Genomic DNA, 22,623 nt, shown 5'->3' with positions numbered 1-22,623 from the left:
GCACCAATGACACTCAGCGGCTTTATCCATTGGTCATTGGAACTTGGTCATTGGTGCTTCTTCCGCAACCGCGCTTTTCCCGCCGCACCGCATCGGCTAAAATGCTTCCACGTTGATCGAAATAAAGCGGCGGCACTTTGCCGCGGAACTCTTGCCTCACGCCCACTTACCTTACGGAGAAGATTATGATTTCGCGGACAACAATTTTGGCCTCAGTATTCGCGCTGGCATGCAGCGCCTCGCTGCTGCTGGCGGCTGACGACAATAAAGGCACCGAGCAAGGAGCCAAGTCGAAGCTGCCCCGCTGCTACATGGACATTTCCGCCGACGGTAAAAAGCTGGGCCGCATTGTCATCGAGCTGCGGCCCGATGTGGTTCCCAAAACCGCCGAGAATTTCCGCGTGCTGTGCACCGGCGAAAAAGGTTACGGTTATAAAGGCAGCCCATTCCATCGCATTATCGCCAGCTTCATGTGCCAAGGTGGCGATATCACCAGCGGCGATGGTTACGGCGGCAAATCGATTTACGGCAAGGAGTTCGCCGACGAAAACTTCACGCTCAAGCACACCGGCCCGGGCGATGTCAGCATGGCCAATGCCGGACCCAACACCAACGGCTCGCAGTTTTTCATCTCGACGGTGAAAAACGATTTTCTCGACGGCAAGCACGTGGTGTTCGGCAAAGTGGTCGACGGCATGGACGTGGTGAAAAAGATGGAAAAGTTCGGCGGCCCGCCCCCGGACGGCAAGCCAACCGCCAAAATTGTCGTTGACGATTGCGGCGTAGTGAAATAACGGGTTTCCGGCTCGGCTTTGCCCGTTGAAGTCTGTTGCGATTCACGCCGAAGGCGTGGGACAACATAGCCCAGGCTCGCGCCAGCGCACGGCTGAAAATATTTCTGCAGCCTGTTTGCCGGTCATAGAACGGTGAAACAGGGTTTGCATGGGGAATTCTCCTGGTAATCGTGTCATCAATTGTCCGGCGTATCATTCTATATTCGCCGTCACCAGATACGAGTAATGCCATAGGCATCGAAAGCGGCATCATTGCTGATCATAGGTATTTGCTCGACAATTGCCTGAGCAACTAACAGCCGATCAAAAGGATCGTTGTGGCGTGGCACGAACGGCAAGGTGGCCACGTGGGCCGCATGTTGCGGCTCAATTGGAAGGATAAGAAATCCGTTGTCGATCAAAGCGTGCTGAACGAATTGATCAAACGGCTCGTGCAGCACGTATTTTCCCAAGCTGATTTTGATCGCCAGTTCCCAATAACTGGCAGGGCTGATCAGTTTAGTATTGGCTGGGTCAACGATCTGCGACCGAGCCTGGTCGCTCAATTGTGTGTCGCCCAGATAAAACCACAGCCAGGCATGCGTGTCGAGCAGCAGCCTCACGGCAGATAATCCTTGAAGTGCTCAAGGTGTTCGTTATCGTCGGAAACGATTTCAATTTTGCCGCGGCCTCGACCAAAAACAGGCTGCGACGTTTCGCTGTGCGGCCCCACCAACGTTGCCACGGGGCGCTCGTTGCGCGTAATGACAACTTCTTCGCCGGGCGACAAGTGCGCAATCAATTCCGGCAATTTTGCCTGTGCTTCTTCGATGGAAACGGTGGACATGGCTTGAATGTGTTGGCAAGAATTCCAATTCAAACGACCCGTTAATTCTACCCTGCGGATTGCAGAAGTGGCAACTTGCGTTAAATTCTCCGCAGTGCGGCGAAAATTTCCTCAGGCCGCTTCATGCGCAGAGAGCAACGCCCGCCCGGTTGTCAATATTCGTGATGACCGCAATAATGACGGATTACATCCCAGCGTTCGGATTAATCTTCAATGCCCCAAAAACTCGTTGCCCAAGCCATCACGTTTGACGATGTGTTGTTGCTGCCGCGCTATAGCGAGGTGGTGCCGGCGGAGGTGAGTGTTGGCACGCGGCTGACGCGCAACATTCGGCTGAACATTCCGCTGGTCAGCTCGCCCATGGATACGGTCACGGAAAGCGACATGGCGATTGCCCTGGCGCAAGAGGGCGGCCTGGGGGTGATTCACAAGAACATGTCGGTCGGCCAGCAGACGGAAGAGGTCGACAAGGTGAAGCGCTCCGCCAATGGCATTATTTTCGATCCGGTAACGCTGCCGCCGACAGCAACGGTAGCGAAGGCGCGGGAGGTGATGAATCAGGCCAACATCTCCGGCGTGCCAATTGTTGCTAGCACAGGGTCTCTGGGGGCCAGGAAGCCCGAGTCTTCATCGGCCTCTGGCCCTGGCAGCAAAAAGCTCATTGGCATTATCACGCGGCGGGATTTGCGGTTTTTGGAGAGCAGCGACACGCCCATCAGCGAGATTATGACCCGTCAGAACCTGGTGACAGCACAGGGGACTGTAACGCTTGCGGAAGCTGAGAAGATTTTGATGGCAAATAAGGTCGAGAAACTTTTGCTGGTTGACGAAGATTATACGCTGACGGGCCTGATTACCATCAAAGACATCGACATGCAGAAGCGGTTCCCGAATGCTTGCAAAGACAAGCTGGGCCGCCTGCGCGTGGGAGCCGCGATTGGCGTCCACGATTACGAACGGGCCGAAAGCCTGATCGGCAAAGCGGTGGATGTGTTGGTGGTCGACAGTGCCCATGGCCATTCGGCCAATGTGATCGAGACAGTAAAGAACATCAAAAAACGATGGGAGAAAATCGATGTGGTCGCCGGGAACGTGGCGACCAGGCAAGGCGCGGCAGATTTAATTGCCGCCGGAGCTGATGCGGTGAAAGTGGGCATCGGGCCCGGTTCCATTTGCACCACGCGGGTCATTTCCGGAGTAGGCGTGCCGCAAATTACGGCCATTATGGATGCGTCCAGCGCAGCGGAAGCGGCGGGCGTGCCCATCATTGCCGACGGCGGCATTCGCTACAGCGGAGATATAACGAAAGCGATTGCAGCCGGGGCCAGTTTGGTCATGATCGGCGGATTGTTTGCCGGCACTGCGGAAAGCCCGGGCCAGCAAATTTTGTATCAAGGCCGAACGTTCAAGGTGTACCGGGGCATGGGTTCCCTGGGCGCCATGGTAAAAGGCTCGAGCGAGCGGTATCGACAAGCGGTGGCGCGCGGAGAGGAAGCTCGCAGCGCCAGCAAGTTAGTGCCGGAAGGTGTTGAAGGACGCGTGCCGTTCAAAGGGCCGCTGAGCACGTTTGTGTATCAGTTGGTGGGCGGATTGAAAGCGGGAATGGGTTATTTGGGCGCGCGCGACATTGAAGAGTTGCGCAAGGAAGCACAATTCATACAAGTTTCACACGCCAGTGTGCGGGAGAGTCATCCACATGACATCGCCATTACGCAGGAAGCACCAAACTACAGCGCAGAATATTCGGGAGACGAATGATTCGTCAACCGCGCAGCTCGGCGTGGACGCCGCATCAAGCACCCATGACCAAGCACGAACGGCCCATGAAGTTCTCGTGCTGGAATCTCGAGTGGCCCACGAAGCGCGCACGGCGGAGTTGCGAATTTCGCACTTCAAAAAATACCGATCCGGGCCGGTAGCGCTGTATTCCGTGGCTCTATTTGCGGGCTTGGCGATGGCAGTCGGCCAGCGGCCAGCCTGCGCAGACGATGCCGTTCCGTCCAACACTACTGCAGCGCCGGGAACGCGCTTGGTATGGCACCCCGTGCGGCCACAGCGCAGTGATGATAAGGCCAGCGACAGCGCAGCCAGTGGTTCCTCCTCAAGCAGTTCTACCGACAAGGACACTGCGACAGCCAACAAATCGCAAAGCAGCAGCAAGAATGCAGTTCAAAAGCATGCGGTGGTCACTGCCGAATTCGACGACCCGGCCATAGAAAACTCGATTTCAGCCGAGCAGCCGAAAGTAAAAACCAAAGTTCGGCTGACCGCCGGAAATTCCAGCGGCAACAACTCGGGAAATTTGGCGCTGACCGATCCGTTTGGCGACAATTTGCCCTCGGTGAAAACGTCGCACCGCATTGCGATGACGCCGCCGGACGAAATCGATTCGCTCCCGCCACCCGCGGCTCAAAGCGGCCCAAGCAGCATGCGGATTGAACCGGCGCAGCAAGATCCGGCCGAGTTATCCGCGCCCGAGCCTATGCGCAGCGGCCTGCCGACGCACACCTATCAAACCCAACTTCCTGGACCGCCGACGCCGGGAGGCACGCCCGATTTGCTGCCTGGCGGCGAGCCGCAATTTTCGCGGCAAACGCATAGCAATCCGGCGTTGGCCTGCAAAGAGGATTACGATCAGATCAAAGCGATGACCCTGAACAAGCTGAACGTCGACATTGTTCCGCCGGGCAATAGCGCCAAGGGGGACCAGGTGCCGTTTGAATGCTCGCTTTCGACCGATCCATTTGCACCGCGCTGCTGGCCCGGCACCACGTACACGTGGAAGGCCTCGGCACTGTGCCACAAGCCACTGTATTTTGAGGAAGAAGCCTTGGAACGCTACGGCCACTCCTGCGGACCATGGGGTCTGGAATATGCCAAATCGGTGGGGCACTTTTTCGGAAACCTGGTACTCCTGCCTTACATGGTGGGCGTGTATACCCCCAACGAATGTATTTACGATTTGGGCGTGTACCGGCCGGGCGATTGTGCCCCCTGGATTTGCGATCCGTTCCCGCTTAGCTGCCGCGGTTTATGCACCGGCGCGGTTGGTTACAGCGGCGTGGCGGCGCTGTTCCCGTGATGACGGTGAATTGATCGCACGCGAATCCGTTTCGCCGACAAGGGCTTCGAATACTTCCACCGCAATGCTTAGCCCCGGCCGCTTGGCCGGGGTTTTTTATTGCGCCGCGCGCAAAGTTTATTTTGCGCGCCGAGTGAGGGAAATCAATTGCCGAATCCACAACTACCGCCGCCGCATTGGGGCAGGCCGCAACCGCCGGCAGGAGATTCGCAAACGGGCAATGCCGATTTGGAGGCTGCGGTATGGGCGGCCGGCACGCTGAGTTGCTTTTCGAGCTTTTTCGATCCGCACTGCGGGCAGGCGGGTTTCTCGCTGCTGCGGACCAAGAGCTCGAACTGGCTCTCGCAGGCGGGGCAGTTGTATTCGTAAATGGGCATGACAGGCTCCAGGTTATCTACATCGGTAATACCCATTATTATATGGAATTAGCCGCCAGCCACGTCAAATCATATTTCGTCCAAGCTAGCGAACAATTTACATGCTCACGCTCAATCGGGCACAAGTTCGGGAAGTAGACCATCGCGCAATTGCCGATTACGGCCTAAGCGGATTGGTCCTGATGGAAAACGCCGGGCGCGGCGCAGCCGATGTGTTGTGTGGGCTGCTGGCCAAATCGTCAGGACAATCCAGCGAACCCTCTCCTCTTGTGGGAGAGGGCAGGGTGAGGGGTGAGAATTCCGTCGCCATTGTTTGCGGCAAGGGAAACAACGGCGTCGATGGTTTCGTAATTGCCCGGCATTTAGATTTGCGCCGCATCGGCGTGAAAGTCTTGCTGCTGTGTAATCCGAGCGAACTGCGCGGCGATGCCGCGGCGAATTTTGCGATTATCCAAAAGACGGGTTTGGCGATTGAAGTGTTTGCCGGCCAGGCGGAAAGCGAATTCGATCAGGCGCGATTCGATGCGGTTCTACGCGGCGCCAATTTTTTAGTGGATGCCATTTTGGGCACCGGCGCAACGGGGGAGCCGAAATCGCCCTATGCGGAAGCGATCGACCAGATGAACGCCAGCGGCATTCCGATCTTGGCCGTCGATTTGCCCAGCGGACTAGATTGTGACACCGGCGCGGCAGGAAAGCACACCATTCGCGCCGCCCACACATGCACGTTCGTGGCGGCCAAGCCAGGATTCTTTGTCAGCGGCGCGGAACAATACGTCGGCCAGATTCACGTCTGCGATATTGGCGCCCCGCGCAGATTGATTGAGGAAATTGCGCGATAGGCCGCAGCGCGCTCGGCGGTGCCTCGCGGCTAAACCGCCAGCGGATGTGGATGGCTTGTGGGTTGTTCAGCGCGACCAACGGTCGCGGCTTTATGAATTCCCCATTCCCCATTCCCCATTCCCCATTCGTTATTTGCTATTCGCTATTTCCCATTCACGCGATGATGTCTTTGATGACCGTGCCGCTGGTGATGGTTAGCCGTTCGTCGCGGCCCAGGTGTTGGAACGTGAGCTGCTCGTGATTTAAACCCAGCAGCGACAATACCGTGGCGTGAATATCGTGGACGTGGGCTTTGTTTTCCACCGCGTACAGGCCTACATCATCGGTCGCGCCGTACACGGTGCCCGGCTTGATGCCGCCGCCGGCCATCCACATGGTAAAGCCGTACGGATTGTGGTCGCGGCCGGTGCCGCTTTCGCTCATCGGCGTGCGGCCAAATTCGCCGCCCCAAATGACCAGCGTGTTTTCTAACATGCCGCGGCGCTTCAGGTCTTTGAGCAGCCCAGCAATGGGGCGATCGGTTTCTTTGCAATACTGAGCGTGATTGCCTTCCACGTCGGTATGGGCATCCCACTTGCTGCCCGAGCCCATGTACAGTTGCACAAAGCGCACGCCGCGCTCCACCAGCCGGCGGGCGAACAAGCAATTGCGGCCGTTGGCGGCGGTTTCGGGCTTATCGACGCCGTACAGTGCCAGCGTTTCGGCCGTTTCGCCGGAAATATCGGTCGCTTCGGGAGCGGCCACCTGCATGCGATAGGCCAGTTCGTAGGAAGCGATGCGGGCTTCCAAATCTTTATCGTCGCTGCGGCCGGCCGCTAAATGTTGACGATTGAGCTGCTGAATGAAATCGAGCTGACCGCGCTCGCGGGCAGCGGTGATGCCGGCCGGTGGAGTGACGTGCAGAATCGGCGTTTTGCCGTCGCGAAATTTTGTTCCCTGATACGTGGCGGGCATGAAGCCTGTGCTCCATTGTCGGGCGCCGCCGGGAGGCTCTTGCGGATAATCGGTGAGCACCACGTAGCCGGGCAAGTTGTCGCACACAGTTCCCAGGCCGTACAAAACCCATGCGCCCACGCAGGGACGGCCCATGAGAATGCTGCCGGTGTTCATTTCGCACACGCTGCCCACATGGGTAAGACCATCGGCCCAGCAGGAACGGATGACGGCCATGTCATCGACGCACGTGGCAATTTCGGGGAGCCAATCGCTGACCCAAATGCCCGACTGGCCGTATTGCTTGAATTTTCGCTGGCTGGCCATCAGCGGCGTGTTGGCCGTTTTGCCCATGGCAGTTTCCGGTCGGGGAAAACTCGCCGGCAGCGGTTGGCCGGCCAGTTTGGAAAGTGTGGGCTTAGGATCGAACAAATCGAGATGGCTGGGTCCGCCATCCATGAAGCACCAAATGACCGATTTCGCCTTGGCCGCAAACATGGGCGACTTGGGCGCCAGCGGATTGAGCGCGGCGTTGGCAGCCGCGGCGGCATCGGAAGCCAGTGCAGAATCGGTTCCGGCGCGGGCGATGGAAATGGCATCGCGGCTCAATAGCGACCACAGGGCTAGCGCGCCGAAGCCGCCGCCGGCGCGAAACAGGAAATCGCGGCGCGATTGAGCGGATTCGTAGTGCGGAATGGGGAGTGGGGAATGGGGAATGGTGGGCATGGGTTTTGATTCGATCTTATAAAACCGCGACCGTTGGTCGCGCATGAAGCGGAGTTGATGACGCATCTCTAGTCCAGCGCGACCAACGGTCGCGGCTTTATACGGATGCTGTCAATCGACGTACAAAAACTCGTTGCTGCACATTAAGGCGTGGCAAAAATCGACCAAGGCTGCCGCTTTGGCGCGGTTGAACTTAGCCGGCAGTGGGGTGGGAAGTTGCTTTTCGAGCGGCGGGGTTGATTCTTCGGCGATGGTGGCCGCCTGCTCCTCGACAAATTTTTCAGCATTTTTGATTTCGCTTTTTCGCGGCAGGCGCCCAAACGCTTGAGTGTACGCGGTACGGACGAGCTTAGCTTCGTCGAGCTGACCGTCCCCGTGATCGCACTCGGCCAGTAATTTGGCGCTCCACTGCCGGGCCGCTTCCTCGGTTCCTTCGCCATTGAGCATTTCCAGCGCCTGCGGCGCAGTAATGGTGCAAGTGCGCCGCGGACAACTGTTTTGCATGTCGGGCTGGTCGTATGTTTCCAAGAGCGGCAATCGCATATTTCGCTGCGCCAGCACGTAAATGGAGCGACGGTTGCGGTCGACCGGTTTTTGATCGGGATCCCACCCGTACTTCGTGTCTTCCAACACTTGCGGCAATTCCGGATGGGCACTGTCGCCATACATTCGCAAATTCAATTGACTGGAAACTTGCAGCTCGGCGTCGCGAAGCTCTTCGCCTTCGAGCCGTTGGCGACGGGTATGCCACAGCAAGTTGTCGGCGGCATCGGCAGCCAGCGCCGCGGCATGCACGGCAGTGGACGGATCGATTTTCGACGCTTGGCAATACGTGGCCGAAAGCACCATCAGCCGTTGGATGGGCTTCAAATGCCAACCCTCCGAAATGAACTCGTATGCCAGCCAATCGAGCAATTCCGGATGCGACGGGTTGCCTCCCATTGCGCCAAAATCGTTCGGCGTGGCGACAATCCCCTGGCCGAAATGATTCGCCCACAACCGGTTGATCATCACACGAGCGGTCATGGGGTTATCGGCTCGAGTGAGCCATTCGGCAAGTGCGCCGCGGCGGCCGGTGGAATTCGACGTGCCGGCGGGTGGTGCAATTTCCGGTTCGCTGGCGCCCAAAAATTCGGGAAAGCCGGGCGCCACTTCTTGCCCTGGCCGCAAATAATTGCCGCCGGAGAGGACGCACGTCGGCGGCGGCGCACCGTCTCCATCGGTCACCGACATGGCCGTGGGCAGCGGCTCGGGCTTAATGGAATCGAACTTCGAGAGCTCTTCCATTTGCTGATCGTACAGCTTGCGTTCTTCCGGATCGCACCGCCGATAGGCGCGGGCAATGCGGGAATCGATCCACTCTTCCGCCTCGGCCACCAGCTGCTTTTGGAAGCAGGAGCGTTTTTCCGGCGGCATGTTAATGGCGGCCAGTGTTTGCGGATCGTACGCGGAAATGGCGTCTTGCCGGGCGGCTTCGCGCTCGTCGGCCAGCTCGTGGTCGATCTGATCGCGAATCGGCTTGGTTTCCTGCTCCCATTTATCCATCCGCTTGTCGTAGTTTTCGACCTGGTCTTTGGAGGCAATCGAAACGCCGTCGGCGGGCAAAATGGCGGCAAAACACGCTTGCAGGCGGTAATAATCGGTCTGCTTGATGTCATCGAACTTGTGGTCGTGGCAGCGGGCACAGCCGACGGTTAATCCCATGAACGCCAAAGCGGTGTTCTCGGTAATGTCGTCGAGAATTTCTTGCCGCTGCTGCACCATGTTGGAAGCGTTGATGTCTTCCGGATAGAGCCGAATGAAGCCGGTGGCAATCAGCGCCTCGGGATTGTTCGGCTCCAGCTCGTCGCCGGCAATTTGCTCGCGGACAAAGCGATCGTACGGCAAATCGGTGTTGAAGGCGCGGATGACATAATCGCGGTAACGATGGGCATCGGGGCGCAGGCTGTCTTTTTTGAAGCCCTCGGTCTCGCTGTAGCGAACCACATCGAGCCAATGCTGTGCCCAGCGTTCGCCATAGCGCGGCGATGCCAACAAGCGATCGACCACTTTGGCATAGGCATCGGGGGAGGAATCAGCCAAAAAAGCAGCTTGTTCTTCCGATGTCGGCGGCAGGCCGGTTAAATCGAAAGTGACCCGCCGCAAGAGGGTGAGCTTATCGGCCGGCGCGTTGGGCTGAATGCCGGCCGCTTCCAATTTCTGTCCGATGAAGCCATCGACCGGATTGCGCACCCAATTGCCAAGCTTCGTCAGCTTCGGCACGTCGGGTCGCGAAAGCGGTCGGAACGGCCAGTCGCCGGTTTTGAACTCTCCGGTTTTTGCCGACTTACTATTGCGATCGGCCGATGGCTTGGAAATCAAAAGCGATTTGATTCCCTCGGCGGCAGGCGCTGCCCCGGTTGGCTTCGCGGTTGCCGCCGGGCTAATGCGCGCAGAGGGTGCACTAACATGGTCTTCCGCGATGGCGCAAAACGGCCATCCGGCAAGTGACCACGTTATGAGGATGAACAATACTCTAACAATTTGGCCCGCAAATCCGTTGCGTTGCCGGGCCGCACATTTGGCGACCAGCCCCTGGTTGGGCGTCATGTGTGTGGACCGCTAGCGCGGTGGCGTTTAGGGTGAGTGTGTGGAACAGAAAACGGCAGGTGTGTTGTGGTAGGTTTATATTAGTGTTTATCGGCAGATGTTGGCAATCAAGGTTTTCTTCGTGTTTGGGGCGGATTTTCTGGCCAATTGCGGCGGAAAAACTGCTTTTGTATGCTGAAGGGTGGTAAAGGGTTAGGTTTGAAGGGGCAGGGCCGTTCCTACCCGGGGGGCTGTTTGGACATTGCCTCCGCCAATAAAGCCCACAAAATTCTGTTTACTGGGTCGTTATTGCCGGGGGTTACTTTCCTGACAGCACCGCCAGCATTGTCGCGACAGGTTAAATCGAATACGCAAATTTGAATACACAAAGGACCATCCCATGACTTCCTACGCACACCCCGAGGTTTTGGTTTCCACCGCCTGGGTGGCCGAGCATTTGAACGACAGCAGCGTCCGGATTGTTGAATCCGACGAAGACGTATTGCTATATACCCAGGGACATATTCCTGGGGCGGTCAAAATCGACTGGCATACCGATTTGCAAGACGCCATTGTGCGCGATTACATTGGCACACAGCGCTTCGCCGAATTGTGCCAATCCAAGGGCATCGACAACGACACCACCGTTGTGTTTTACGGCGACAAAAACAACTGGTGGGCCTGCTATGCGTTCTGGGTGTTCAAGTTGTACGGCCACGAAAAGTGCTTGATTATGGACGGCGGCCGCAAACGCTGGGAGTTGGATAATCGCCCTTACACGCGCGATCAGGAACCGAGTTACCCGGCCACGCACTATGTGGCCAAGGAGCCCGATTTGTCGATCCGCGCTTTCCGCGAAGAAACGCAAAAACACAGCCGGGCCGGCAAGCCGCTGGTCGATGTCCGCTCCGCCGGCGAATATACCGGCGAGCTGCTGGCCATGCCCGACTATCCACAGGAAGGCGCTTTGCGTGGCGGGCACATTCCTGGCGCACTCAGCATTCCGTGGTCGAAGGCAGTGCAGGAGGACGGCACGTTCAAGCCCGCTAAGGAATTGGAAAAACTGTATTGCAAAGAAAACGGCCTGAGCCGCCGCGGCCGAACCATTGCTTACTGCCGGATTGGCGAACGGAGCAGCCATACATGGTTCGTGCTGAAATATCTGCTCGGCTTTGGCAACGTGAAAAATTACGACGGCTCCTGGACCGAATGGGGCAACATGGTGGGCGTGCCGATTGCCAAGGGAACTGAGCCGGGTGGGGTAGCACCGGTGGCAAATGCAGAGCCGGCTTCTGTGAGCGGGTGAGTGGGTGATGGGGTGAGCAGGTGATGAGGTGTGAGCGGGACAGGCTTTCGACGATGGATCAAGGTGAACGGGTGAAGCTGGATGACATTGTCGCGGAGTTTGCTGATTTGGAGCCGCGCGAACGGCTGGAGCTGCTGCTGGAATTTGCGGAAAATCTGCCGCCGCTGCCGACTAAATATGAAGCCGAGCGCAACGAGGGGCTACACCGAATTGCCGAGTGCCAAACGCCCACGTTCATTTGGGTCGAACTAATTGAGGGCCGCGTGCAAGTTCATGCCTACGTGGCTCCCGAAGCACCCACGGTGAAGGGCTTTGTCGGAATTCTTGTCGATGCCTTTAGCGGCTCAACTCCCGAAGCGGTGTTGTCTACCCCGGAAGATTTGCTCAAGCGCCTGGGCCTGTTGGAATCGCTAGGCATGGTCCGCATGCGTGGTCTTGCGGCGGTGCAACATTACATTCGCCAGCAAGTGGCCAAAGCGGCGGCGAATTCGTGAAGGAGCTTTGCATTTAGTTCTGCGCTGCGTCCGCTTTCACGTATAGAGACTTTGGCGCTTCGTTGTAATATCGAAATAGCGCGGGGCAAATCCAGCCTTCCATTGGTGGATTATCAATCCAGTACCAATTGCCAGTTGATTCACCGCAGCCAAGTTAGCTTGTACTGATGGCCCGGAAACGGCTGCGCTGAAAACGTCAATCGAAAACCATTCTTGGCATCGGGAATGTCTTTCACAAGTACATTTATCATTCCTGGCGTCCCTCCAACAAACGGTTCATGCTTAAGGCCCGTAGCCGAATCGTCGAAAACCTAAGTGCCGTTGTACCAGTAGGGTGCGATTACAAAGATTGAATTGCTCGCTGGACCGGCAGTGTGTGGAAGCCTAAGTAGCCACCATGCAAATGCTGTGATTCCTGTTACGACAAGAATAAGGGCTACCAGCAATCGCCAGCGAGTTTTTGGTGGTGCATCGCTCATGCCGCGCATTATAGCAGAGAGGCGGCCATAACGGATCTATTCAGACGATAACGGGAATACGATGTTGCTTGGCGACGGATCAAGATAATAGATTTGGAAACTTTCCAAACTTTGCATTAGCCTTTGGACGCGTGGCCAATTTTTCCCAAACCGTTCCAGGCCCTGTTGATTTTCATACTCAATTGTTTGTTCTGAAAAATCGGGCGGGCGATCAATCCTGACTTTGGCAAAGTCAATAATGTAAGGGGGATGTTGCATCAAATCCATTTCGATAACAAGCAACGTGTCGTCGTAACGGATCATTCTTGGAATCCAGAACCCATCAATTTTTTCTGTTACCCCGAACTCGGCTAACCGGAGATAGGCATCCCGTTCGTTAAAATAGCCGTTTTCTTTGGCAAAAATCTTGATCGCCGTGTCATTACTCGTTGCCCAAACTGCCCCGTCCGTTCCATCGCCAAGAAATTCTTTGAGCTTTACGTCAGGACCGATTAAGTTAAGATACTGGCGTACTCGTTCTATCAAATCCTTGCCAGTTATCATGGGAATTTACCACAAAGACGGTTACTCCGCCGAAGTTGAAGGATTCTTTGTCGTCACAAAAGAACTGCGATTTCGCCTTGCGAAATCGAATGGTTGCACTTTTGTTTTGGCGGAGTCTTGTGAATTGCCTCCGGGAACGGAAGGTGATTTGTTGGTAATTGTGGACGGCAAAAAAGATTCACGTCGCGTTGTGCTGCGGAAAGGAGTTTCGATTGGTCAAACGACAGTAGAATACGAAGTGGTTGCCCCTTTCTAAATCAATCCGCAGAGTTTAATAGAGTTCTAAGTCATCTTCCGCACTAACCAGTCGCCCAGGCGCGGGAAGAGTTGAATGACGGCGATGAACAGGCGCGCAAGCGGTGGGTAAATTAGCTCCGGCTGGCGGCGGCGGCAGGCGTTGAGAATGGCCTGCGAGAGTTTTTCCGGCCGGACCGGCGAAATGCGCACTCCGGCGCCCGGCTTGGCGGCCCGGGCTGGCAGGCCTTCCATTTGATTGCCATAGCGGTCGCCAGCATTGTCCCGGACAATGGGCCCCGGCGAAACCAACAAAACGTGCACGCCTTGCGGTTGCAGTTCTAACCGCAATTGTTGGGTGTAAGCGGCCAAGGCAAACTTCGTTGCGGCATAGGCGCCCACGTACCGACTCGCCGTTTTCCCTGAAAGGGAGCCAATATTCACCACTTGCCCCTGGCTGCGGATTAAGTGCGGCAGGGCCGCCCGAGTGCAGCGGACCACACTCAGAAAATTGATCTCCATTAAATTGGCGAAATCTTCCGGCGTGGTCTCCATCAAAGTTCCCCGCGTGGAGCGGCCCACATTGTTCACCAACACGTCGAGCCGGCCGAAATGCTGGACGGTTCGCTCCACAAGTTTTTCGACCTGATCTTGCTGGGTAACATCGGCGGGAATGGCCAGCACTTGGGCGCCTGTCGATCGCAGCTCCCCGGCCACTGCTTCCAAGGCATCGGCGGTGCGGGCCGAGACGACCACTTGCGCTCCCTGGCGGGCGAAAGCCTCGGCCAATGCTCGGCCCAACCCACTGGAGCCGCCGGTAATCAGGACGACTTTGCCGGACCAGTAACCGGCCGTGGTCCGCGTTTTGGAAGCCGGCGCTGCCAACGGCAAGGGAGGGCCCGGGGCCGCAATGGCGGACATGCTCAGTGCGGCAGCCGAGTTCGATGATGTGCCGCCGAGGGACATAGCTGCTGGATCACTTCAACCGCGTGCGAAAAAAATTTGGCGGGCCGTGGAGGCCGCCGCCCATCCAATTTTAGTCTAACCCTGGCCACACCTTTTAGCCAGCACATTCGCCGGCATTGTGCTTGCCCGATCTGAGCAAAGTCCGTAGTATGCGACACAAGTGGCTGGAAGCACTGAAAATCCAAAAACTCAAAAGTTCAAACCACCCATCGCATTCAGCTCGAGCTGTCGGATCGTGCATAAACTCACCGAGCAATTTCAGAGCATCATCAATCTCGCCGCCCAATTGGCGGACGTGGTGACTGCCGATGCGCTGTTGATTTTGCTCGAAGGGCCCATTGCCTGGCAGGAGCTGCGCGAAGTGACTACCGGACAGCGCGTCGTGTTGGCGGCCGACTACATGCAGGAATTGGACGGGGCCGCCGAGGCAGGGTTTCCGCTGGTCGTGCTGAACATGGCCGAAAGCCCCGTGCACGAAAAGCTAACGCAAGCCCTGTTGGAGAGCGTGGCCGACGACATTCTGGCCGCCGGGGCGAAAGTAATCGCCATTTACAGCGGCTTTGAAGCCGAAACCATCGACTCCATCAGCGTGATTCATCTGGACGAGCACTTGGGCCGGCTCACTTCGCACGATTTACGACAATTGGAATCGAAGGTCCCGCTGGATACGCTCAAAACTGTGGTTGAGTTGGCCGTGGAAATTGGCCGCGAGGGGCGCGAAGGCAAGCCGGTGGGCACGCTGTTTGTTGTCGGCGATACGCGCAAAGTGCTGGCCAGCAGCCACGCACTGGTGTTCGATCCGGTCAAGGGCTACAGCCGCAAGGAGCGGAGCTTGTTCGACCAGAAAACGCGCGAGGGGATTAAAGAAATTGCCCAAATGGATGGCGCGTTTGTGGTAGCGCTGGACGGAACCGTGGAAGCCGCTTCGCGCTACATTGACGCTTCGGCCGAAAGCATCACGCTTTCCAAAGGCTTGGGCGCCCGGCACTGGGCGGGCGCGGCCATCACCAAGAAAACCAAATCGGTGGCGGTGGTGGTCAGCGAATCGAACGGCACGGTCCGCATTTTTTCCGATGGCGAAGTCTTCTTGCGGATCGAGCCATTCCGCCGCGCCATGAAGTGGAAAGATTTTGAATACGAACCACCGGCGCTCGATTGAGGAGTGGGGTCTTGTGTCTGGTAGTCTGGTAGTCTGGTCACTGGTGGCCTTGTGGAACCAGACTACCAGACACAAGTCACCAGCCACTACTCCACTAGCCACCCGTCCCTAGCCCCTAACTATCCCACGCCCAAGCCGAAGCCATCGCCGGCAGCCAATGTCAGTTGCAGCCCAGGCAATCCTTCGCGCCACAGTTGTTGTTGCTTTGGCGTGAGGCCGAGCGTTGAGCCATAGAAGGTTTGCACTACGCCCGTGCCAATCGCAGTGCCAAGGCTTTCCGTCGGAGAGCCGACATCCAAATCGATGTATCCGTCGCCGTTGTAATCGCCGGCGGCCAACGTCGCGCCGAAGTTATCTCCCTTCTTCGCAGCATCGCCGAAGCCGGCAGTGCCCTGGCTGATGAACGTGACGCCCGTCAGCACCAAGCCTTTGGTCGAGCCGCTCACAACCGCCACCAGCCCGGCATCTTGTACGCTGCCCACCTCGGCCAAGGGCGCGCCGATGGCCAAATCGTCGCCGGGCTGGCCGTTAAAATTGCCGGCCGCCAGAGCAAAGCCGAACTCATCGCCGTTGGCCGAGGTCGATCCCAACGCCTTGCGCGTAATCAATTGATTGCCTTTGGAGATGAGCCCCGATCCGTCGGTGGCGCCATAAATGATATTCACCGAACCCGCTTTGACGACGCCCACAATTTCGCCCGGCGCGCCAACGGCCAAATCGGTAACGCCGTCGTTGTTGAAATCGCCTGTCGTCAACGACCAACCAAACAACGCGCCGGCCCCGGGGTTCCCCTGGACGAAGGTTCCAACGGTATTGACCACAGGGAATTGCGTCCAAAGTTGATTGCCGGCGGAACTCAGGCCCGACGACGTGCCGTAAATGACATTGACTGCGCCGGCTTGTTGCGCAGAGCCTTTCACGTAGTTCGGCGTGCCGACGGCCAAGTCGGCAATGCCGTCCTCGTTGAAATCTCCGGCGGTCAGTGCTTTTCCAAACTCGCTGTTGGCCATGGGCGTGCCCAAAATGCCCCCCGTGCCTTGGCTGACAAACTGCGTGCTGCCGTGCGTAAGGCCGGCCGCCGAGCCATATAAAACATAGACGCCGCCGGCGTTTTTCACCGTGCCAACTTTCAAAAAGGGCGCGCTGATCGCCAGATCGACGTACCCGTCGCCGTTGAAGTCGCCTGTCGTGAGTTTGGTTCCAAAAGCGCTGTTCGCCTGAATCAGCGTTCCCGGGATGGCGTTAATTTCGGTCCACAATTGGTTGCCGGCAACCGTCAGGCCCGTGGCCGATCCGTAAATGATATTCACGGCACCGGCGCCGGCCGCGCCTGCCACCGTTCGGCCGGGCGCGCCAATGGCCAAATCGGTGTAGCCGTCGCCATTGAAATCGCCCACGGCAATGGCGGCGCCGTATTGATCATTGCTTTGAGCGCTGCCAGCCATGCCGCTGCGGGCCAAATCCCACAGTTGGTTGCCAGCGGTGGAAAGTCCGCTGGTGCTGGTGCCATACAACACGGTAACCGCGCCAGTGCCTTTGGCGGCGCCAATGGTTCGGCCGGGAGCGCCAATGGCCAGGTCGGCAAAGCCATCGCCGTTGAAGTCACCGGACAGGCCGGTGCTGGAGAGCAACTTTCGCGTTTCGAGCATTTCGAAGCGCAAATGGCGCTGGCCACCGGCTGCTTGTCGAACAAATTTTGCCCGTGACTGGCGGCGGCTTTTCCAGAACTTCAGCATGGCGTGAATCTCCACTCGCGTGGCCGGCGATCGCCACTAAACTCTACCCCCTTAACACAATCGGCGTGCACGCTGCGCGCCCTACAACTCATTAGTCCGTTACTCGGCACACGGGCGACAGCCACTTGACCAGTTCCCTGCCGCGCTTGACGCTGTGCTGCCGCACCACCTACGATCGAACACACGGTGGTGCGTATAATTTGTACGTTTTACGGAAATCCGCAGGATTACAGGCGGCGGGTCCACCGGTTCGATAAAACCGATTCAGCCGTTACACTTTGCCATAATGAAACAGCGCTCGCGCCAAAAACCTCAGCGGCAAATTGAACTGCCCGGCCTGGAAGCCGACGCTCCCGCTACTCTCGAGAAAATCGCTGCTTCGCCTGATAAAGCTGCTGCCACCGCGCAGCCCGATCCGCGTTCGCCGCCGGATTGCGAATTTCCAGGCACGCCATCGACTGCCGAAATGGGAATCGATCGCATCGAAAAGCCGGCCGAGCCAGTGGAAGCCAAAGCCACGCCCCCCGATCTGACGGGCAAAACGGTGTACGTGGTCGATTCGCATTCGCTCATTTTTCAGGTGTTCCACGCGCTGCCGGAAATGACCAGCCCGCGCGGCGAGCCCACCGGAGCGGTGTTCGGGTTTGCCCGCGACATGATGTACTTGCTCGATCAGAAAAAGCCCGACTATTTATTTGCGGCGTTCGATATGTCGGGCCTGACGTTCCGCCACGATCTGTTCACAGGGTACAAGGAACATCGGGCCGAAATGCCCGACACACTGCGGCCGCAAATTGTGAGCATTCGCCGTATGTTGGCCGCGTTGGGAATTCCGATTTTGGAATGCCCCGGTTACGAAGCCGACGATGTTTTGGCGACTTTGGCCCGGCAGGTGGAGCAAGCGGGCGGGCAATGTTTGTTGGTCACCGGCGATAAAGATTGTCGCCAGCTTATTTCCGACCGGGTGGCAGTTTACAACATTCGCAAAGATTCGGTATTTGATGCGGCGGCACTCCAGGCCGAGTGGGGCATTCGGCCCAATCAAGTAGTCGATTTTCAAACGCTGGTGGGAGACTCGGTCGACAACATTCCCGGCGTGCCGCTGGTCGGTCCCAAAGTGGCCGGCGAGTGGCTGGCCAAATTCGAAACGCTGGACAACCTCCTGGCCCGCGCCGACGAGTTGCCCAAAGGCAAGCGGAAAGAAAATTTGCTAGCCAGCCGCGAACAAATTCCGATTACGCGGCGGTTGGTGCGCCTCGATTCGGAAATGAACATTGCTGTGAATTGGCAGCAGGGCCAGGCCGGTCATTACGATCCGGCCGGCGCGGCGGAATTCTTCGCCGAGTTTGGCTTTCATGGGCTGACCAATCAAATGCGGTCCTTGGCCAAGGCCGACGCACCGAAGTTCACGCACCAATACGAAACGATCGGCACACCGAAGCGATTGCAGTGGCTGGTCGAGGAGCTGAGCCGGCAAGGGCAAATATCGCTCGACACGGAAACAACCAGCATTTATCCACGCTGGGCGGAACTCGTCGGTTACTCATTCGCTTGGAAAGAGGGGCAGGCATATTACGTTCCGGTTCGCGCGCCAGCCGGCGAGCCGTGCTTGGATCCGAAATCTACTTTAGAGGCGCTGCGGCCAGTGCTGGAAAACCCGGCGATTGGGAAAGTCGGCCAGAATTTGAAGTACGACATGATTGTGCTTCGCTCCGTCGGCGTCGAGCTGGCCGGGCTGCAATTCGACACCATGCTGGCCAGCTATTTGCTCGATGCCGGCGAGCGAAATCACAATCTCGATGAGCTCGCCGGGCGGTATCTCAACCACGTCACGACGAAAATCGAGGCGCTCATCGGCAGCGGCAAAAATCAAAAGCGGATGGATGAAGTACCGATCGCCGAAATCACGCACTATGCAGCCGAAGATGCCGACGTGGCCTTGCGGCTCATGCCGCTGCTGGCGGCGCGGCTGAAAGAAGCCAATTTGGAGCCGCTGTTTCACGACCTGGAAGTGCCACTCGTGGAAGTGCTCGTGGAACTGGAATTCAACGGCATTAAAGTCGACACCGCGCGCCTGGCGGAATTGAGCGCTCAATACGGGCAGCGCATGGCCTCGCTGGAAACGGAAATTTTCAAGCTGGCCGATCGGGAATTCAACATCGCCAGCCCCAAGCAACTCCAGGAAGTGCTGTTTGTCGAGCAGAAACTGCCGGTGCTCAAAAAAACCAAAACCGGACCCAGCACCGATGCCGAAGTGCTGGAGGAATTGGCCCGGCAACATCCGCTGCCGGCAAAAATTATTCAATATCGCCAATACGCCAAGCTCAAGGGAACGTACGTCGACGCCCTGCCCAGCATGGTGCATCCGCAAACCGGCCGAGTGCACACGTCGTTCAATCAAATTGTGGCGGCGACGGGGCGCTTGAGTTCCAGCGATCCGAATTTGCAGAACATTCCCATCCGCACGGAGGAAGGACGCGAAATCCGTTCGGCATTCCTGCCCGGCCAGCCCGATTGGTTGCTCTTGGCGGCCGATTATTCGCAGATAGAGTTGCGCGTGCTGGCGCATTTTTCCAGCGACGAAACGCTGCTGGCGGCTTTTGAACGTGACGAAGATATTCATGCCCGCGTCGCCAGCCAGGTGCATCATGTGCCGCTGGATCAAGTGACTTCGGAAATGCGGCGTGTGGCCAAGGCGGTAAATTTTGGCGTTATTTACGGGCAAAGCCCGTTCGGCCTGTCGAAGATGCTGGAGATCGAGCAGGAAGAAGCGGCCCGGTTCATTGACGCCTATTTCAACGGTTACCCGGGCGTGGAACTATTTTTGCGCGAGATTCTGGTGCAATGCCGCAAGCAAGGTTATGTGACGACCATTCAAGGGCGGCGCCGCGCCATCCAAGGCGTGCGTGACATCACGCTGACCAAACCCGGCGATCCAGCAGCCCGGCAGCGCACACTGCCGGAACGGACGGCGATTAACACGGTGATTCAAGGGAGTGCGGCCGACTTGATGAAGCTGGCCATGCTGAACATTCACCGCCGGCTAAAATCTTCTCACCCTCTCCCTGTGGGAGAGGGGCAGGTCTCCGCAGGCGACTCGTCGAGGCGAGATGTGGAAGCCGCGCGTCAACCCTCTCCCCTTGTGGGAGAGGGTAGGGTGAGGGGTTCGCTGCGCAGCAAAATGCTGCTGCAAATTCATGACGAACTCATCTTTGAAGTGCCGCCTGACGAAACGGACGAAATGCAGCAACTGGTGCGCGAAGAGATGTCGGGCGTGATGTCCTTGGAGGTGCCGCTGAAAGTCGATTTGAAAACCGGCCGCAACTGGGGCGTGTGTTGAATGCAACGAAGCATGATCCCCACAGTAGGGTGATTTGGCACGGATTCGTTTGATTGCACATGCCTGATAACCGGCGCAATCCAAACCGGAAATGACGACCGCGCGGCATCAATTATTCATATTGCCTGCTGGCAATCACGTGATGCGCCAACTATGCTGAGGTTAATCGGAATTCAAGGCCTTTCCAGTTACCCGCCGGGCTAGCTTCCCGAACCGCGTGAAGCACGTAACAATCGCGCCATCGGGCGTGAAGTCAGGCCTCAACGAACAGAATCCAGAGGGCCAGCCGCTCAACGCAGCCGCCGCTGCGATTGTCGGCGTTTCGTGTCAGAGCATAGTGGAATGTCGTTCACACGCTTGCCAATTTCAGGCCGCGCACGTCAGGCTGCCGTTCCGCTGTTTGCGGTGCTCACGTTGGCGATCGGGTGCGTTTTTGGCTTGTTTTCTTATCGTTTCCACTGGTTCCCCTATAACTGGGCGCACGAACTGCATTTGATGTTGGACCAGTATGATGGGCCGGTGCTAAATCAAGATGTTTCCACAGAAATTAGCATTCGTAGACCGCAAGACGCGGCCATCCTACGACAGCATCTATGCCAGCTGCTTTGGAATTCAAACGAACTTCCGAAAATTATGCCGATTCAGGTGAGTCCGGCGACCGACAGCCGGTGCGAAGCATTTAGGGAATGGGTCGACCATACCGACGACGTCTTGTTCGAAATGGAATACGGACTGAATTCGCATGTATACCACTTTGTTCCCAAACAACCCAACGGCGCATTGGTGTTGGTGCACGCTGGGCATGAGGTTGATTTTTTCAGTCTGCAATCGCAAATCGGCGAGCTGTTGCAACGAGGATATAGCGTGGCAGCTTTTTGCATGCCGCTGATGGGACTGAACAATCGACCCGTTGTCGATTTGCCGCATGTCGGCCGCATGCAATTGACCAGGCACGATGAAATGAAATTGTTGCAACCGAAAAACGGCCACGCGACGAAGTATTTTGTGGAACCGGTCATCGGCTTTTTGAATTACGCCGAAGCCTTCCATTACCGCCAAATTTCGATGCTGGGACTCTCAGGCGGAGGCTGGACCACGGTGTTGGCGGCAGCGATTGAACCGCGAATTCAAATCAGTTTTCCGGTATCGGGGGCTTATCCGATTTTTCTGCGCGTCACGAAAAGCGATTGGGGTGATTGGGAACAGACCAGCGGCAAGTTATACCGCACGGCAAACTATTTGGAATTGTTTGTGCTCGGCGGTTATGGGCGTGGCCGTCAGCAGTGTCAAGTGGTCAACCGTTATGATTCTGACTGCTTCGCCGGCGATGGTTGGCGAGCCTATGCGGACGTCGTCCGCAACCGAACCGCGGAGCTGGGCACGGGGAAGTGGGACATTTTCGTCGACGAGACACATTACGCTCACATTATTTCCGACGCCGCGATGAAGAAATTCTTAGACACGCTCGAGCCGCCCGCGACTCTCACTAAAAACGAATCCTGCCGACAGAAGTAACCGCACCGCAAGTAAGGTGATCTGGGCCGGTTCGCCAGGTTTTGGCGGCAGTGCAAGGCGGCATGGCAGAAAGCTGTTCTGGCCGCTCTCGTCAGTTGGCGATTCTGGTAAGATCGAGTGGACGCCAAATCCCCGGCGCGGACATGCTATTTTGATCCGTGTGGTTTTGAACCACGCATTCCTTTCGTAGCAGCCAGCCATTTTGTTCTGGAACCGTGACATGAAAATTCTCGGTCTTCTCGGCGGCGTGGCCAGCGGCAAAAGCACCGTGGCCGATTTGTTTCGGCAACGCGGCGCCGCCGTGCTCGATGCCGATCGGGCAGGGCACGAAGTGCTGCGGCAGCCGGCAGTGCGGGCGGCCATCGGCGGGCGGTGGGGGGCCGAAGTGATTGGGCCGGATGGCGAGGTCGATCGCAAGGCGCTAGCTCGAATTGTTTTCGCGCCGCCGCCGGCCGGTCCGCTGGAATTGGCGGAGCTGGAGCGGCTCACGCATCCGGAAATCCGCCGGCGGTTGAAAGCCGAGGCCCTGCAGCTGGCAAAGCAGGGCTTGCCGCTGGTTATTCTCGATGCGCCGGTCATGCTGAAGGCCCAGTGGAATACCCTGTGCGATGCCCTGGCATTTGTCGATTGCCCCCGAGAGCAGCGGCTGGCCCGAGCGCTGAAACGGGGCTGGAGTGCCGAGGAATTCGAGCGCCGCGAGGC

Annotated in this window: 19 protein-coding genes; 11 read left to right on the top strand and 8 right to left on the bottom strand. The window is 57.5% G+C overall.

The window, feature by feature from the left end:
* The first annotated feature begins 185 nt into the window (after positions 1 to 185).
* Positions 186 to 794 carry a peptidylprolyl isomerase gene (locus tag VFE46_03360; GenBank protein ID HZZ27021.1) on the top strand — a complete coding sequence of 203 codons (609 nt, stop codon included), beginning with the start codon at positions 186 to 188 and terminating at the stop codon, positions 792 to 794.
* A gap of 209 nt (positions 795 to 1,003) precedes the next feature.
* Here the strand turns inward: VFE46_03360 and VFE46_03355 are convergent, their stop codons facing one another.
* On the bottom strand, positions 1,004 to 1,396 hold the full coding sequence (locus tag VFE46_03355) for a type II toxin-antitoxin system VapC family toxin (GenBank protein HZZ27020.1): 393 nt from the start codon (positions 1,394 to 1,396) through the stop codon (positions 1,004 to 1,006).
* On the bottom strand, positions 1,393 to 1,620 hold the full coding sequence (locus VFE46_03350; GenBank protein HZZ27019.1) for a type II toxin-antitoxin system Phd/YefM family antitoxin: 228 nt from the start codon (positions 1,618 to 1,620) through the stop codon (positions 1,393 to 1,395). Before VFE46_03350 ends, VFE46_03355 begins: the two co-directional genes overlap by 4 nt.
* A 213-nt stretch (positions 1,621 to 1,833) precedes the next feature.
* On the opposite strand from VFE46_03350, the gene guaB reads away from it, so the two are divergent.
* Both guaB and VFE46_03340 read left to right on the top strand, forming a co-directional pair.
* Complete coding sequence (gene guaB, locus VFE46_03345; GenBank protein HZZ27018.1) at positions 1,834 to 3,378, top strand: IMP dehydrogenase; 1,545 nt, start codon at positions 1,834 to 1,836, stop codon at positions 3,376 to 3,378.
* 22 nt (positions 3,379 to 3,400) lie between these two features.
* Positions 3,401 to 4,702 carry a hypothetical protein gene (locus tag VFE46_03340; GenBank protein ID HZZ27017.1) on the top strand — a complete coding sequence of 434 codons (1,302 nt, stop codon included), beginning with the start codon at positions 3,401 to 3,403 and terminating at the stop codon, positions 4,700 to 4,702.
* A 143-nt stretch (positions 4,703 to 4,845) separates the two neighbouring features.
* Here the strand turns inward: VFE46_03340 and VFE46_03335 are convergent, their stop codons facing one another.
* Positions 4,846 to 5,079 carry a zinc ribbon domain-containing protein gene (locus VFE46_03335; GenBank protein ID HZZ27016.1) on the bottom strand — a complete coding sequence of 78 codons (234 nt, stop codon included), beginning with the start codon at positions 5,077 to 5,079 and terminating at the stop codon, positions 4,846 to 4,848.
* Between the two features lie 101 nt (positions 5,080 to 5,180).
* Between VFE46_03335 and VFE46_03330 the strand changes: the two genes are divergently transcribed.
* Positions 5,181 to 5,921 carry an NAD(P)H-hydrate epimerase gene (locus VFE46_03330; GenBank protein ID HZZ27015.1) on the top strand — a complete coding sequence of 247 codons (741 nt, stop codon included), beginning with the start codon at positions 5,181 to 5,183 and terminating at the stop codon, positions 5,919 to 5,921.
* A gap of 154 nt (positions 5,922 to 6,075) precedes the next feature.
* Here VFE46_03330 and VFE46_03325 read toward each other — a convergent pair whose 3' ends face one another.
* Both VFE46_03325 and VFE46_03320 read right to left on the bottom strand, forming a co-directional pair.
* Positions 6,076 to 7,581, bottom strand: a complete 1,506-nt coding sequence (locus VFE46_03325) for a DUF1501 domain-containing protein (protein HZZ27014.1) — start codon at positions 7,579 to 7,581, stop codon at positions 6,076 to 6,078.
* A 111-nt stretch (positions 7,582 to 7,692) separates the two neighbouring features.
* On the bottom strand, positions 7,693 to 10,170 hold the full coding sequence (locus tag VFE46_03320; GenBank protein ID HZZ27013.1) for a DUF1549 and DUF1553 domain-containing protein: 2,478 nt from the start codon (positions 10,168 to 10,170) through the stop codon (positions 7,693 to 7,695).
* A 379-nt stretch (positions 10,171 to 10,549) separates the two neighbouring features.
* Between VFE46_03320 and VFE46_03315 the strand changes: the two genes are divergently transcribed.
* Together VFE46_03315 and VFE46_03310 are read left to right on the top strand one after the other, a co-directional pair.
* Complete coding sequence (locus VFE46_03315) at positions 10,550 to 11,455, top strand: sulfurtransferase (GenBank protein HZZ27012.1); 906 nt, start codon at positions 10,550 to 10,552, stop codon at positions 11,453 to 11,455.
* Between the two features lie 53 nt (positions 11,456 to 11,508).
* Positions 11,509 to 11,949, top strand: a complete 441-nt coding sequence (locus tag VFE46_03310; GenBank protein ID HZZ27011.1) for a SufE family protein — start codon at positions 11,509 to 11,511, stop codon at positions 11,947 to 11,949.
* Positions 11,950 to 12,464: 515 nt separating this feature from the next.
* Here the strand turns inward: VFE46_03310 and VFE46_03305 are convergent.
* A complete protein-coding gene (locus VFE46_03305; GenBank protein ID HZZ27010.1) occupies positions 12,465 to 12,971 on the bottom strand; it encodes a hypothetical protein in 507 nt (168 codons plus the stop codon).
* Between VFE46_03305 and VFE46_03300 the strand changes: the two genes are divergently transcribed.
* Positions 12,970 to 13,227 carry a hypothetical protein gene (locus VFE46_03300; protein ID HZZ27009.1) on the top strand — a complete coding sequence of 86 codons (258 nt, stop codon included), beginning with the start codon at positions 12,970 to 12,972 and terminating at the stop codon, positions 13,225 to 13,227. The two genes, VFE46_03305 and VFE46_03300, sit on opposite strands and share 2 nt — an antisense overlap.
* Before the next feature lie 26 nt (positions 13,228 to 13,253).
* Here VFE46_03300 and VFE46_03295 read toward each other — a convergent pair whose 3' ends face one another.
* On the bottom strand, positions 13,254 to 14,126 hold the full coding sequence (locus VFE46_03295) for an SDR family oxidoreductase (GenBank protein ID HZZ27008.1): 873 nt from the start codon (positions 14,124 to 14,126) through the stop codon (positions 13,254 to 13,256).
* Positions 14,127 to 14,406: 280 nt separating this feature from the next.
* Between VFE46_03295 and VFE46_03290 the strand changes: the two genes are divergently transcribed.
* Positions 14,407 to 15,330, top strand: a complete 924-nt coding sequence (locus VFE46_03290) for a diadenylate cyclase (GenBank protein ID HZZ27007.1) — start codon at positions 14,407 to 14,409, stop codon at positions 15,328 to 15,330.
* 119 nt (positions 15,331 to 15,449) lie between these two features.
* On the opposite strand, the gene VFE46_03285 is transcribed toward VFE46_03290, so the two are convergent.
* The gene (locus VFE46_03285; GenBank protein ID HZZ27006.1) at positions 15,450 to 17,066 is read right to left on the bottom strand and encodes a hypothetical protein; all 1,617 of its coding nucleotides are present in this window, start codon (positions 17,064 to 17,066) and stop codon (positions 15,450 to 15,452) included.
* A 286-nt stretch (positions 17,067 to 17,352) separates the two neighbouring features.
* On the opposite strand from VFE46_03285, the gene polA reads away from it, so the two are divergent.
* The 3 genes from polA to coaE all read left to right on the top strand — a co-directional run.
* A complete protein-coding gene (gene polA / locus VFE46_03280) occupies positions 17,353 to 20,406 on the top strand; it encodes a DNA polymerase I (protein HZZ27005.1) in 3,054 nt (1,017 codons plus the stop codon).
* Positions 20,407 to 20,748: 342 nt separating this feature from the next.
* A complete protein-coding gene (locus VFE46_03275; GenBank protein ID HZZ27004.1) occupies positions 20,749 to 21,921 on the top strand; it encodes a hypothetical protein in 1,173 nt (390 codons plus the stop codon).
* 220 nt (positions 21,922 to 22,141) lie between these two features.
* The coding region (coaE, locus tag VFE46_03270; GenBank protein ID HZZ27003.1) for a dephospho-CoA kinase at positions 22,142 to 22,623 on the top strand (482 nt) is incomplete at its 3' end.

It is taken from the genome of Pirellulales bacterium (assembly GCA_035656635.1).
In the GTDB taxonomy this organism is placed as follows: Bacteria; Planctomycetota; Planctomycetia; order Pirellulales; family JADZDJ01; genus DATJYL01.
This window is presented reverse-complemented; position numbering and strand designations above follow the sequence as displayed.

Coding starts and splice junctions, on each gene's coding strand:
- VFE46_03350 (HZZ27019.1), bottom strand. CDS start 1,620: ATGTCCACCGTTTCCATCGAAGAAGCACAGGCAAAATTGCCGGAATTG.
- VFE46_03315 (HZZ27012.1), top strand. CDS start 10,550: ATGACTTCCTACGCACACCCCGAGGTTTTGGTTTCCACCGCCTGGGTG.
- VFE46_03300 (HZZ27009.1), top strand. CDS start 12,970: ATGGGAATTTACCACAAAGACGGTTACTCCGCCGAAGTTGAAGGATTC.
- polA (HZZ27005.1), top strand. CDS start 17,353: ATGAAACAGCGCTCGCGCCAAAAACCTCAGCGGCAAATTGAACTGCCC.
- VFE46_03275 (HZZ27004.1), top strand. CDS start 20,749: ATGTCGTTCACACGCTTGCCAATTTCAGGCCGCGCACGTCAGGCTGCC.
- VFE46_03335 (HZZ27016.1), bottom strand. CDS start 5,079: ATGCCCATTTACGAATACAACTGCCCCGCCTGCGAGAGCCAGTTCGAG.
- VFE46_03360 (HZZ27021.1), top strand. CDS start 186: ATGATTTCGCGGACAACAATTTTGGCCTCAGTATTCGCGCTGGCATGC.
- VFE46_03310 (HZZ27011.1), top strand. CDS start 11,509: ATGGATCAAGGTGAACGGGTGAAGCTGGATGACATTGTCGCGGAGTTT.
- VFE46_03320 (HZZ27013.1), bottom strand. CDS start 10,170: ATGACGCCCAACCAGGGGCTGGTCGCCAAATGTGCGGCCCGGCAACGC.
- VFE46_03325 (HZZ27014.1), bottom strand. CDS start 7,581: ATGCCCACCATTCCCCATTCCCCACTCCCCATTCCGCACTACGAATCC.
- VFE46_03330 (HZZ27015.1), top strand. CDS start 5,181: ATGCTCACGCTCAATCGGGCACAAGTTCGGGAAGTAGACCATCGCGCA.
- guaB (HZZ27018.1), top strand. CDS start 1,834: ATGCCCCAAAAACTCGTTGCCCAAGCCATCACGTTTGACGATGTGTTG.
- VFE46_03285 (HZZ27006.1), bottom strand. CDS start 17,066: ATGCTGAAGTTCTGGAAAAGCCGCCGCCAGTCACGGGCAAAATTTGTT.
- VFE46_03305 (HZZ27010.1), bottom strand. CDS start 12,971: ATGATAACTGGCAAGGATTTGATAGAACGAGTACGCCAGTATCTTAAC.
- VFE46_03295 (HZZ27008.1), bottom strand. CDS start 14,126: ATGTCCGCCATTGCGGCCCCGGGCCCTCCCTTGCCGTTGGCAGCGCCG.